The sequence below is a fragment of the Lacticaseibacillus salsurae genome (assembly GCF_045862175.1).
GTDB lineage: Bacteria > Bacillota > Bacilli > Lactobacillales > Lactobacillaceae > Lacticaseibacillus > Lacticaseibacillus salsurae.
In genome coordinates this window covers 1-11,992 of record NZ_BAAFZI010000057.1, presented here as the reverse complement: position 1 = coordinate 11,992, position 11,992 = coordinate 1, and the positions used below count along the sequence as shown (strand labels likewise).

12 protein-coding genes are annotated in these 11,992 nt (G+C 49.2%); all 12 read left to right on the top strand.

Going from position 1 to position 11,992, the window contains the following annotated elements:
- Positions 1-304 precede the first annotated feature (304 nt).
- Positions 305-976: a type 1 glutamine amidotransferase gene (locus ACKTSG_RS11995; RefSeq protein WP_407895084.1), complete on the top strand. Its 672-nt coding sequence runs from the start codon at positions 305-307 to the stop codon at positions 974-976.
- Positions 977-1,197: 221 nt separating this feature from the next.
- Positions 1,198-1,929 (top strand): 16S rRNA (guanine(527)-N(7))-methyltransferase RsmG, encoded by a 732-nt coding sequence (rsmG, locus tag ACKTSG_RS11990; protein ID WP_407895082.1) that lies wholly within the window; start codon positions 1,198-1,200, stop codon positions 1,927-1,929.
- Complete coding sequence (gene noc, locus ACKTSG_RS11985; protein WP_407895080.1) at positions 1,930-2,793, top strand: nucleoid occlusion protein; 864 nt, start codon at positions 1,930-1,932, stop codon at positions 2,791-2,793.
- Positions 2,793-3,560 carry a ParA family protein gene (locus tag ACKTSG_RS11980; RefSeq protein ID WP_407895078.1) on the top strand — a complete coding sequence of 256 codons (768 nt, stop codon included), beginning with the start codon at positions 2,793-2,795 and terminating at the stop codon, positions 3,558-3,560. The genes noc and ACKTSG_RS11980 overlap by 1 nt, the downstream gene beginning before the upstream one ends.
- Complete coding sequence (locus tag ACKTSG_RS11975; RefSeq protein WP_407895076.1) at positions 3,550-4,419, top strand: ParB/RepB/Spo0J family partition protein; 870 nt, start codon at positions 3,550-3,552, stop codon at positions 4,417-4,419. Before ACKTSG_RS11980 ends, ACKTSG_RS11975 begins: the two co-directional genes overlap by 11 nt.
- A 25-nt stretch (positions 4,420-4,444) precedes the next feature.
- Positions 4,445-4,636, top strand: coding sequence for a DUF951 domain-containing protein (locus ACKTSG_RS11970; protein ID WP_407895074.1), 192 nt, complete (start codon positions 4,445-4,447; stop codon positions 4,634-4,636).
- Positions 4,637-4,662: 26 nt separating this feature from the next.
- Positions 4,663-5,763: a redox-regulated ATPase YchF gene (gene ychF / locus ACKTSG_RS11965; protein WP_407895072.1), complete on the top strand. Its 1,101-nt coding sequence runs from the start codon at positions 4,663-4,665 to the stop codon at positions 5,761-5,763.
- Between the two features lie 22 nt (positions 5,764-5,785).
- Positions 5,786-6,469 carry a DUF1129 domain-containing protein gene (locus ACKTSG_RS11960; RefSeq protein WP_407895070.1) on the top strand — a complete coding sequence of 228 codons (684 nt, stop codon included), beginning with the start codon at positions 5,786-5,788 and terminating at the stop codon, positions 6,467-6,469.
- A gap of 238 nt (positions 6,470-6,707) precedes the next feature.
- Positions 6,708-8,195 (top strand): IMP dehydrogenase, encoded by a 1,488-nt coding sequence (guaB, locus tag ACKTSG_RS11955; RefSeq protein ID WP_407895068.1) that lies wholly within the window; start codon positions 6,708-6,710, stop codon positions 8,193-8,195.
- 492 nt (positions 8,196-8,687) lie between these two features.
- On the top strand, positions 8,688-9,374 hold the full coding sequence (croR, locus tag ACKTSG_RS11950; RefSeq protein WP_407895066.1) for a response regulator transcription factor CroR: 687 nt from the start codon (positions 8,688-8,690) through the stop codon (positions 9,372-9,374).
- Between the two features lie 2 nt (positions 9,375-9,376).
- Positions 9,377-10,531, top strand: coding sequence for a sensor histidine kinase (locus tag ACKTSG_RS11945; protein ID WP_407895064.1), 1,155 nt, complete (start codon positions 9,377-9,379; stop codon positions 10,529-10,531).
- 15 nt (positions 10,532-10,546) lie between these two features.
- Positions 10,547-11,842: a serine hydrolase gene (locus ACKTSG_RS11940; RefSeq protein WP_407895063.1), complete on the top strand. Its 1,296-nt coding sequence runs from the start codon at positions 10,547-10,549 to the stop codon at positions 11,840-11,842.
- Positions 11,843-11,992 lie beyond the last annotated feature (150 nt).

Below are 11,992 nucleotides of genomic sequence, written 5' to 3'. Positions count from 1 at the left end.
GCTAGCTTTTGGTTTCGTCGCTTAGAGCATAGCACGGGTAGCCTTATAGGTGCCCTATTATTTTGTCATTTAAAACGGGCCTACACTCTTAGCGTTGGATTTCTCCAACACCAGAAAGTGTAGACCCGTATTATGGTGGGTTTTGGCCCAAACGCTCCCAAATGTTTTCATCGGTGGATTTGCGGCGGTGTTGCTTGGCGGCGTGATCGCGTTATTGATCGCTAGTTTTTGGCCTGGGTCCAAAGACTAGGCGCAACTTAGCCGCTGTGTTATGATACCGTTATTGTGAAAGGACGGATGCATCTTGGCTGAACCCATTACCATTGCTTATCTTTACGAAGACTTGATGAATACGTACGGCGATTCTGGTGACGTGAAGATCTTGCGCTACTGGCTCAAACAAAAAGGCTTTGACGTGCGCGTCGACAACGTGTCATTAGACGCGCCATTTAACGCGGAAGATTATGATTTCGTCTTTTTTGGTGGCGGTCAAGATTATGAACAAACTGTCGTTGCCCGTGATTTGAAGCGCCACAAGCAAACGCTTAGTGACTACATTGAAGCTGGCAAACCGATGTTGGCGATTTGCGGCGGCTATCAACTCTTAGGCGCTTATTATGAAACCAGCAGTGGCACCAGCATTCCTGGCCTGGGCATTTTGCCATTGCACACGGTGTTTAAAGCCGATGCCCGCATGATCGGCGATACCGAATTTGAAACGGATTTTGGCACTGTCAAAGCCTTTGAAAATCATTCTGGCCGCACCTATTTTGACGATCCTAAGAAGTTGAAGCCTTTAGGCAAAATGATCCAAGGCTATGGCAACAACCCAGAAGATGGCGTTGAAGGCATGCGCTACAAAAACACCTTTGGCAGCTATGCCCATGGCCCGATCCTAAAAAATGCCGGCATCGCCAAAGGCATCGCTGACTTGATCATCAAAAACCATCAAGCCCGCGTTGGCCAACTGGCTTAAGTTGAGTTAAAGCCGGTTCATGAGCTTCATTAAATAACCAAGTTAAGGCGTTATCGCGCAATGCAATAACGCCTTTTGTCATCGTTGTTTCACATGAAACGCGCCTTGAGGGACGGTTGTTGAAAGGGTGATTTTAAGTTAAACTAGACAGTGACGTGAAACGCGCAGGCACTGTTGAAATGATGCGCGCAAACCGGACACTGTAAAGGAATGGTGTGCAAATGAACCGTGAAACATTCGCCCAGGCGCTGGATGATCTGGGGTTAGCGCATACGGATACACAATTGGCGCAATATGCGACTTATTTTGAATATCTCGTCAGCGAAAATCAAAAAATGAACCTCACTGGGATCACCGATGAACCTGGGGTGTATTTGAAGCATTTTTACGATTCATTAACGCTGGTCAAAGCCTTGCCACAGCTGAAAACTGACGCGTTAAGCTTATGCGATGTTGGCGCTGGTGCCGGTTTTCCGAGCTTGCCAGTGAAGATCGCCTTACCGCAGTTGGACGTGTCGATCGTGGATTCATTGAACAAGCGCATCGAATTTCTCCAGCGCTTAAGCCAACGCCTCAACTTGCAAAACGTGCACTTGTTTCACGACCGGGCGGAAACGTTTGGCGGCAAAAAATCCCCGCAGCGTGAAAGTTTTGATGTGGTCACCGCCCGCGCGGTGGCACCATTAAATGTACTTGCTGAGTTGTGCTTGCCGCTGGTGAAAGTCGGTGGGGTGTTTGTCGCAATGAAAGCCACGCAAGCAGAAGATGAATTGGTCCAAGCCAAAGCGGCAGTGGCCACGCTTGGCGGCAAGATCTTAGATCAAGTCGAGTTGGATCTGCCAGAAAATGGCGGCCACCGCACCTTGGTGGTGATCCAAAAAACCAAACCCACGCCGAATAAATACCCGCGCAAGCCTGGTACCCCAAGTAAATTACCACTGGGAGGCAACTAAATGGCCTTTAATTTCTTCAAAAATAAAGCCGAACCAAAACCAGCCGGTGTGGCCGTGCAAGATATTGCGCTAGACCAGATCGTCCCAAACCGGTTTCAACCGCGGAAGGTGTTCACCGATTCGGCGATCCAAGAACTGGCGGAAACGATTCAAGAACATGGGTTGTTGCAGCCGATCGTGTTGCGCGAATATGCGCCTGAACGTTATGAGATCATTGCCGGCGAGCGCCGGTTTCGGGCGATGCAACATTTGCACATGGATAAAGCGCCGGCGATCGTTGAGAAAATGAGTGATGAAGAATCCGCTTCCATGGCGTTGATCGAAAACCTGCAACGTGTGGGCTTGTCGGCGATCGAAGAAGCCCAGGCCTACACTGCTTTGATGGATCTGAATCACATGACCCAAGCCCAACTTGCCAAGCAAATGGGCAAAAGCCAGTCGTTTGTGGCCAACAAATTGCGCTTGTTGAAATTATCTGAACCAGTTCAACAAGCGATCATGAACGGCGAATTATCCGAACGGCACGGCCGCGAATTGTTGCGAGTGGATGATTACCATCAACAATTGTTGGTCCATCAAGTCTTAAATGACGGCTTGACGGTCAAAGAGACCCAAGCGGCAGTTGAAGCAGTATTGCATCCCGAGTTAGCGGCGCAACCGCAACCGGCGCCAAAGCCTTCAGCCAAAAAGCCAGCCAAAACCAAACGCCGCACCGTGCAAAGCCATGACACGCGCATGGCAGTGAACACCTTGAAAAAATCCGTGCATTTGATCAAAGATGCCGGCATGAAAGTCACCATGACGGAAGCTGAAACTGATTCTGCATATCGCATCGTGATCGAGATCCCAAAGGAGACGAAGTAATGGCACATATCATTGCAGTCGCGAACCAAAAAGGCGGCGTGGGGAAAACCACCACGACGATCAACTTAGGCGCGTGCTTGGCAGATGCTGGCAAGCGGGTATTGATCATTGACGCTGATGCCCAAGGCAATGCCACTAGCGGCGTCGGCATTCAAAAACCAGAAGTCGGCAAAGATATTTATGATGTGTTGGTCAATGAAGACCCGATTTCAGAAGCCTTACTTAAAACCAATCACAAGAACTTATGGATCGTACCTGCCACCATCCAATTGGCTGGTGCCGAAATCGAATTGACCAGTCAAATGGCGCGGGAAATGCGTTTGAAGTTAGGCTTAGCCGCCGTAGAAAACGACTACGACTACATTTTGATCGATTGTCCACCATCGTTAGGGCAACTGTCGATCAACGCGTTTACCGCCGCCCATTCGATTTTGATCCCAGTACAAAGTGAATACTACGCGCTGGAAGGCTTGAGCCAATTGCTCAACACTGTACGTTTGGTGCAAAAGCACTTCAATCCGCATTTGGCCATTGAAGGGGTGCTGTTGACGATGTATGATCGCCGCACCAATTTAGGGGCGCAAGTCATTGATGAAGTGCGCAAGTATTTTGGCGATAAAGTGTATGACACGATCATTCCGCGCATTACCCGCATAGCTGAAGCGCCAAGTTATGGCATGCCGATCGTGGATTATGATCCTAAATCCAAAGGGACTGAAGTTTATACCCAACTTGCTCAGGAGGTACTTAAAGCCCATGGTGAATAAAAACAACAAAGGCTTAGGCCGCGGGATCAGCGCGATCTTCCAAGATATCGAAGACCCAGATCTCACCCTTAGTGCCGTGGAAGACTTATCATTAGACGAGATCCGGCCTAACCCGTATCAACCGCGCAAAAGTTTTGATGAAGCGTCGCTGGCTGACTTGGCGGCATCCATCAAAAACACCGGCATTTTTCAGCCAATCATTGTCCGCAAATCCGTATCCGGCTATGAGATCATCACTGGCGAGCGGCGGTTTCGCGCGTCAAAGCTGGCGGGCAAAACCACGATCCCAGCGATCGTGCGCAGTTTCGACGACCCAGCCATGATGGAGATCGCGGTATTGGAGAACTTACAACGCGAAGATTTGACCCCATTAGATGAAGCCCAAGCTTACGACACCTTGATCAAAAAGCTCAACTTGACGCAAGCCGAAGTCTCCAAGCGCTTAGGCAAATCTCGCCCTTACATTGCCAATTCGCTGCGCTTGTTGACACTGCCGGCTTCTGTTAAAGCCATGCTCAATGACAACCAGTTGTCCATGGGCCAAGCGCGGACGCTGCTTAGCCTCAAAGACAAAAAGCAGATCCCAGCGATGGCCAAGAAAGTCGTCGCTGAGAACTTGACGGTGCGCCAGCTGGAAAAATTGATCACGGAGCTTAACGCCGGGGCCAAAAAGCCTAAGCCGAAAGCCAAGCAGAAATCCCCATATTTGCGCGCCAGCGAAAACCAACTTGGCGATCGCTTCGGCACGAAAGTCAATATTGCCCAAACGCAAAAAGGCAAAGGCAAGATCGAAATCGACTTTGGCGATGCCAATGATCTCAACCGGATCTTGGCGTTGCTGGATGTGAATTTAGATTAAGCAACTGGACTAAGGAGGCGCAAACATGTACGCTTTACACGACCATGTTTTAATGAAAAAACCACATGCATGTGGCGTCAATGATTGGGAGATCATTCGCATGGGCATGGATATCAAGATCAAATGCAGTGGCTGTGGGCATATCGTGATGCTGTCGCGCCATGATTTTGACCGCAAAATGAAAAAAGTCCTGTCGCACATTGACGAACCCAAATAATTAAACACAGAAAGAGGAACGTATTCATGGCTTTAACAGCAGGTATCGTCGGCTTACCAAACGTCGGCAAGTCGACCTTGTTCAACGCGATCACCAAAGCAGGGGCCGAAATGGCCAATTATCCTTTTGCCACGATCGATCCGAACGTCGGCATGGTGGAAGTTCCAGACAAGCGCTTGGCGCGCATCGATGAAATCGAACCCGCCAAAAAAATCATCCACACCACTTTTGAATTTACCGACATTGCCGGGATCGTCAAAGGCGCATCTAAAGGTGAAGGTTTAGGCAACAAGTTCTTGGAAAACATTCGCCAAGTCGATGCGATCATTCATGTCGTCCGTGCGTTTGATGATTCTGAGATCACCAGTGTCACTGGGGTGGTCGATCCGATCGACGATATCGAAACCATCAACTTGGAATTAGGCTTGGCTGATCTGGATTCTGTCAACAAGCGGTATGCACGCGTGGAAAAAATCGCCCGCACCAAAGACAAAGAAGCCTTAGCCGAATTTGCGGTGTTAAAGAAGATCAAACCGGTGCTTGAAGCAGGTGGCATGGTGCGCTCGATCGATTTTGACGAAGATGAACAAAAAATCGTCAAAGGTTTGTTCTTATTGACCTCAAAGCCTGTGCTTTATGTGGCCAACATTGCCGAAGACGATATGGCTGATCCGGAAAGCTGCGATTACGTCAAGCAGATCGAAGCTTACGCGCAAAAAGAAGGCGCTGAAGTCATCGCTGTTTCGGCTCGTACTGAAGAAGAAATCGCTGAACTTGACGATGCGGACAAAGCGGACTTTCTGGAAGCGGAAGGCGTTTCTGAATCTGGTTTGGATAAGTTGATCAAAGCCGCTTATCACTTATTAGGCTTAGCCACATTCTTCACTGCTGGTGGCAAAGAAACCCGTGCATGGACTTTCAAGCAAGGCATGAAAGCCCCACAAGTGGCTGGGGTGATCCATTCCGACTTTGAACGTGGGTTTATCCGTGCGGAAACCATGAGTTTTGAGGACTTGGATAAGTACGGTTCTGTCGCTGCGGTCAAAGAAGCCGGCCGTTTGCGCGCTGAAGGTAAAGAATATGTGGTCCAAGATGGTGACATCATCGAGTTCCGCTTCAACGTTTAAAAGAAATTAGGGGGAATATGGCGTGGCAAATAAGAATGAGGAACCACAAACGGCAGAGGAAACAACCCTTGATGTTGATGGCTTGTTAAGCGAACTGACCAAAAAAAATGACGAGTATGTGTTCAAATTACGGCGCATTTTAAAAGAACATCAATATACCGATGCCCAAGAACACAAGGTTTTGGCAGACATTCTACCAGAAATGATCGAAGCTCAGCGTGCTGGCAAGCCAGCCACGCAGATCTATGGCCCAGTGACGGTGAAAGCCGACAGCTTGATCAATGCGCCAAAGCCAGTCAAGCAAGCCTCTTATTGGTTGACGAGCTTAGATCTCAGCTTGTTTTTCGCCAGCATTTTCGGGTTGATGTATGGCATCATGGCCTTCATCAAGCCCAAGAACATGTCGGCAGGCTCTGGGATCGCGTCGATCATTGTGATGGCAGGGATGGCAGGGTTCATTTTCTCGTATTACAACATTTGGTCTCGCCGCGACAAAAAGCAGCGCACCAAGACTTGGTTGATCATGTTAGCCGGGGTGGCGGCGATCATTATCGCGTCATTGGCCTCCAGTTTCTTGGCGTTGATCAAGTCACCATTGACCAGCCCAACGGTTTGGCCGGTTTACGCCGTTGTGGCCGTGGTTTGCTACGGGGCGCACTGGTTGCTCAAGCGCCGCTACAACTTACCTGGGATCATGGCCGCTTAGCCATTTCCGAATAAAATCATAATTTTATTGCGGATAGCGACTTTCACTTCGGATTTTTCACCAAGTATACGGTTCATTCAATTTGAATGTTCGCCTCTATGTCGTGAAAAATGAGGTGATTCTCATTTAAAAAGCCCGTTGCGACGGGCTTTTTAGTTTGCTCAAGAAGTCATCATTGACGAACGCATTTTCCAATGCTATTCTGGTCAACAACAAAAAACGAAAGAAGGCTGTCCACTTGAGTAATTGGGAGACAAAGTTTGCGCGCCGCGGATTTACATTTGATGATGTGTTATTGATACCTGCTGAAAGCCACGTCTTGCCCCAAGATGCTGACTTATCCGTCCAACTCGCTGACAACTTGAAGCTGAACATTCCCATTCTCTCTGCTGGGATGGATACCGTTACCGAAAGCGACATGGCGATCGCCATGGCACGCCAAGGTGGCTTAGGCGTGATCCACAAGAACATGAGCATTGAAGCGCAAGCTGACGAAGTATTGACGGTCAAGCGCTCTGAAAATGGCGTCATTATCAATCCGTTTTTCTTGACGGCCAACGACCCTGTTGATGAAGCCAACAAGTTGATGAAGAAGTATCGCATTTCTGGGGTGCCGATCGTCGACTCCAAAGATTCCCGCAAGCTCACTGGAATCATCACCAACCGCGACTTGCGCTATGTCTCTGATCACTCTGTGTCCATCGGCTCCGTGATGACCGCAGAAAACCTGGTCACTGCCCCTGCTGGCACCAGCTTGGAAGAAGCCGAAAAGATCTTGCAACAACACAAGATCGAAAAGCTGCCTTTGGTGGATGAACAAGGACGCTTAAGCGGCTTGATCACCATTAAAGATATCGAAAAAGTGGTCGAATTCCCGAATGCTGCTAAAGATGATCATGGTCGTTTGCTGGTTGCTGCGGCTGTTGGGGTCACTTCTGACACCTTCGAACGCGCCCAAGCCTTGTTAGATGCCGGCGCTGATGCGTTGGTCATCGATACCGCCCATGGCCATTCTGCCGGCGTGTTGCGCAAGATCAAAGAAATTCGCGAACACTTCCCGAAAGTGACCTTGATCGCCGGCAACGTCGCCACTGCTGAAGGCGCTGCGGCGTTATACGACGCTGGCGTTGATGTCGTGAAAGTCGGCATCGGCCCTGGCTCCATTTGCACCACGCGGATCGTCGCTGGTGTCGGCGTGCCGCAATTGACTGCGGTATACGATGCCGCCACTGAAGCACGCAAACGTGGCAAGACCATTATCGCTGATGGCGGCATCAAGTTCTCTGGTGACATCGTCAAAGCCTTAGCTGCTGGTGGTACCGCCGTCATGCTTGGTTCCATGTTAGCTGGGACTGACGAAGCACCTGGTTCTTTTGAAATTTATCAAGGCCGTCGCTTTAAGACTTATCGTGGCATGGGTTCCATTGGCGCCATGGCGCAAGGTCACGGCTCCAGCGACCGTTACTTCCAATCTGGCGTCAATGAATCCAAGAAGTTGGTGCCAGAAGGTATCGAAGGCCGGGTCGCTTACAAAGGCTCATTGGCTGATGTCATTTACCAAATGGATGGCGGCTTGCGTTCAGGCATGGGTTATGTCGGCGCCGCAACGATTCCAGAATTGGCTGACAAAGCCCAATTCATCCAGATCTCTGGGGCCGGCTTGAAAGAAAGCCACCCACATGATGTCCAGATCACCAAAGAAGCCCCTAACTATTCTGTCGAATAAACTAGGCTGTGACACCAAGCGGTTTTAGCCCAACGCATAAGCGCCTTTGCGCCTTGCATTCGTTTTTTGAATGCGAGGTGCGAAGGTGTTTGTGTGTTTGGGCGTTGCTTGATGGAGCGCAACTAAAAGGCTGTGACATCAAGCGGTCTTAGCCCACAGTACAGGCGCCTTGGGACCCCGATTCGCATTTTGAATCGAGGTCCCAAGGCGTTTGTACGGTTGGGCGTTGCTTGATGGAGCGCAACTAAACCAGGCTGTGACACCAAGCGGTCTTAGCCCAACGCATAAGCGCCTTTGCGCCTCGCATTCGTTTTTTGGAATGCGGGGTGTTTTTGTCTGGTTCGTACACTGTTTCATGAATGGCGGGCACGACTTGAAGCCAAATTGTGCGTTAAGTTTGCTTTTTTTTAATAGTTTTCACGCGGCTGACAAAGCGGTGGGCTGGCTCTGGTACAATGAAGAGGAATGATAATGGGCATAGGAGAATAAACTATGAAAATTTTGATCGTTGATGATGATAAAGAAATCGTCGAATTACTCAGTATTTACGTTAAAAATGAAGGCTACGAACCAATTCTGGCATACTCTGGCAAAGAAGCGATCACCAAACTGGTCACCACGCCAGATATTTCGTTGATGATCTTAGATATCATGATGCCGAATATGTCTGGTATCGAAGTGGTCAAAGAAGTCCGCAAAGACTCGCAGATCCCGATCATCATCGTCAGTGCCAAAACCGGCGACATGGACAAGATCCAAGGCTTGCTGACTGGCGCTGATGATTATGTCACCAAGCCTTTTAACCCACTTGAAGTGATGGCCCGCGTCAAAGGCTTACTGCGCCGCGCCCAAAATGAAGTCACCAATCCAGAACCGGATGTGCTTGAGGTGGGTCCTTTGACGATTAAAAAAGATTCCCATGAAGTCACCACGCTGACTGGCAAAAGCATTCAATTGACGGCATTGGAATTTGGCATTTTGTACTTATTGGCCAGCCATCCCAACCGCGTTTTTTCTGCAGATGAGATCTTTGAGCGGGTTTGGCAACAAGAATCGATCGTGTCGGCCAAAACCGTCATGGTCCATGTGTCGCATTTGCGTGATAAAATCGAAGAAGCCACTGGCGGTGAGAAAGTGATCGAAACCGTTTGGGGCGTGGGCTATAAAGTCGAGGCTTAACCATGGAAAAGGTCCACTTAACCGGCAAAGAAAAATCCGAGCTGTGGGGCGAAGGCCTGATCACCGTGATCTTGTTGTTGATGTTAAACTTGGCAGTGGTGGTGTTAGGCAAGCAAATGATCGCCAGCGACCCACATTTGCAAAATTCCATTTGGGGCGTTAAAAATGTGCTGACCTTTGGCCAAAATAATGTCCATTTTTGGAGTTGGCGGAATTTCTTTGTTGGCGTCATGGCAGTGATCGATGCTATCGTGGTGTATTGGCGCTTGATCCGGCGGTATCGGCAAATGCAAATGCGCCATGTCATCGCTGAGCTACATTATATTGCTGAAGGGCATTTGGATCACCGCATCAAGTTTGAAGTGAACAACGACTTGCAAAAAGTGATCGCCTCGATCAATGCGCTGGTCGATTCTACCGTTAACTCGATGGAAGAAGAACGCCGCATCGAAAAATCCAAAGACGAATTGATCACCAATGTTTCCCATGATATTCGCACCCCGTTGACGTCGATCATCGGTTATTTAGGCTTGATCGAAGACAAACAGTATCAAAGCCCAGATGAGCTGGTGAAATACACCCACACCGCGTATTTGAAAGCCAAACAAATGAAAGTGTTAGTCGAAGACTTGTTTGAATATACCAAGTCACGACAAACCACGACACCGTTGAACACAGTCGAATTCAATATGGTGGCGATGCTAGAACAGCTCGCCGCGTCTTATGAACTGGAAGCTGAGAAAAAAGGGATCAGTATTCAAGTTCATGGCGATCCAGATCCGTTGATGATGGAAGCAGACACTGAAAAGCTGTCACGGGTGTTCAACAACTTGATCATTAATGCCTTTAAATACGGCAAAGGCGCCAAGCATGTGTTTTTAGATGCGCAAAAAGTCGGCAGCGAAGCCGTGATCAAAGTCTCCAATGATGGCGACCCGATCCCTAACGATTCGTTGAGCCAGTTGTTTGACCGCTTTTACCGTGTGGAAGGCTCGCGCTCACAAGAAACTGGCGGATCCGGCTTAGGCTTAGCGATCGCGCAAAGTTTCATCAGCTTACATGGTGGGTACATTTATGCCGATTCCACGCCGGAATTGACCAGTTTTGTGATCCATTTGCCGTTGAAGATCGGTACCACTTTAAAGAAACCGCAATAAGGAAGGAACTTATTCATGTCTAAATTCTGGCGCAGCGTCGCCGTGTTGGTCACTGCCATCGCGTTTTGGGCAGGGGCTTCGTCAAGCGTGACCACCCAAGCGGCGACGACCACCGCAGATGTCGATGCCACTGCCGCGTTGGCGATCGAAGCCAAAACCGGCAAAGTGTTGTATGCAAAAAATGCCGACCAAACTCTGCCACTGGCTTCCATGACCAAAATGCTCGGGATCTATTTGGTGCGTGACGCGATCAAATCTGGCCAGTTGCATTGGACGGATACGATCACGCCTAGTGCCAGCATTGCCGCATTGTCGCAAAATCATGATCTATCCAATGTGCCATTGCGCGCTGACGGCAAATACACGGTCAAGCAACTGTATGAAGCCAGCTTGATCTATTCAGCCAATGGCGCCATGATGCTTTTGGGCAATGCAGTATCTGGCAGCCAAGCCAAGTTCGTGGACGCCATGCGCGCCCAACTGCAAACTTGGGGGCTCAAAGATGCCACCATCGTCAATGTGACTGGTTTGGACAATAACCAAGTCGATGCTGCTGACCGCTATCCCAACACCACAGCCACTGACCAAAATCAAATGACCGCCAAAGATGTTGCGGTGATCGCCCAACATTTGTTGACTGATTACCCAGACGTATTAGATACCACGAAAATCAAAGAAATGACGTTTGCAGAAGGCAGCGACACCACCAAAATGGCGAACTACAATGCGATGTTGCCAGGTTCAACTGCGGCAGTCAGCGGTTTGAACGTTGACGGCTTAAAAACTGGGACGACAGATCGCGCTGGCGATTGTTTCACGGGTACCGTTGAAAAAAATGGTATGCGCATCATTACAGTGGTGATGCATGCTAACGGTAGCGGCGACACCAAGCGGTTTGTCCAAACTGGCAAGTTGATGAATTGGGTTTTTGCCAACTGGAAAGCCATGCAAGTGACCACCACAGGCCAAGCGGTCAAAGGACATGAGCAGTTAGCGGTGACCCATGGCACCAAAGCCTCAGTGCCACTGGCAGCCACTAAAACTTTGACTGTTTATGTGCCAACGAGCACTACCGCTGACACGCTTGATTATCACTATACGGCGCGGTTGCAAAACAAGCTTGAAGCGCCAGTGCAAAAAGGGGCCACAGCTGGGATGTTGACCGTTGCGGCTAAAGGCGACCAGCTAGGTTACCTCAATGGCAAACCTAGCGAGTCTGTGGCGCTAGTCACCACCAAAGGCGTGAAGCGCGCCAACTTCTTTGCCTTGATCTTCCAAGGCGTCAAGGAATGGTTCCACAATTTATTTTAAGCGCAAGCTAGGTTTAAATCGTTCCCGCGTTTTACAATCAAGTTAGCCACTATCGTTAGCACTCAGACAAAATAAAAAACACCAAGTCGATACGACCTGTTATCATTAAAGTTCCTACACAATTAATGAAAGAGGTATCGTCTTGATGCA

Excerpts from the sequence above, each read along its gene's own strand:
- ACKTSG_RS11970 (WP_407895074.1), top strand. The coding sequence starts at position 4,445 with ATGTACGCTTTACACGACCATGTTTTAATGAAAAAACCACATGCATGT.
- rsmG (WP_407895082.1), top strand. The coding sequence starts at position 1,198 with ATGAACCGTGAAACATTCGCCCAGGCGCTGGATGATCTGGGGTTAGCG.
- ACKTSG_RS11975 (WP_407895076.1), top strand. The coding sequence starts at position 3,550 with ATGGTGAATAAAAACAACAAAGGCTTAGGCCGCGGGATCAGCGCGATC.
- ACKTSG_RS11980 (WP_407895078.1), top strand. The coding sequence starts at position 2,793 with ATGGCACATATCATTGCAGTCGCGAACCAAAAAGGCGGCGTGGGGAAA.
- ACKTSG_RS11945 (WP_407895064.1), top strand. The coding sequence starts at position 9,377 with ATGGAAAAGGTCCACTTAACCGGCAAAGAAAAATCCGAGCTGTGGGGC.
- ychF (WP_407895072.1), top strand. The coding sequence starts at position 4,663 with ATGGCTTTAACAGCAGGTATCGTCGGCTTACCAAACGTCGGCAAGTCG.
- croR (WP_407895066.1), top strand. The coding sequence starts at position 8,688 with ATGAAAATTTTGATCGTTGATGATGATAAAGAAATCGTCGAATTACTC.
- noc (WP_407895080.1), top strand. The coding sequence starts at position 1,930 with ATGGCCTTTAATTTCTTCAAAAATAAAGCCGAACCAAAACCAGCCGGT.
- ACKTSG_RS11940 (WP_407895063.1), top strand. The coding sequence starts at position 10,547 with ATGTCTAAATTCTGGCGCAGCGTCGCCGTGTTGGTCACTGCCATCGCG.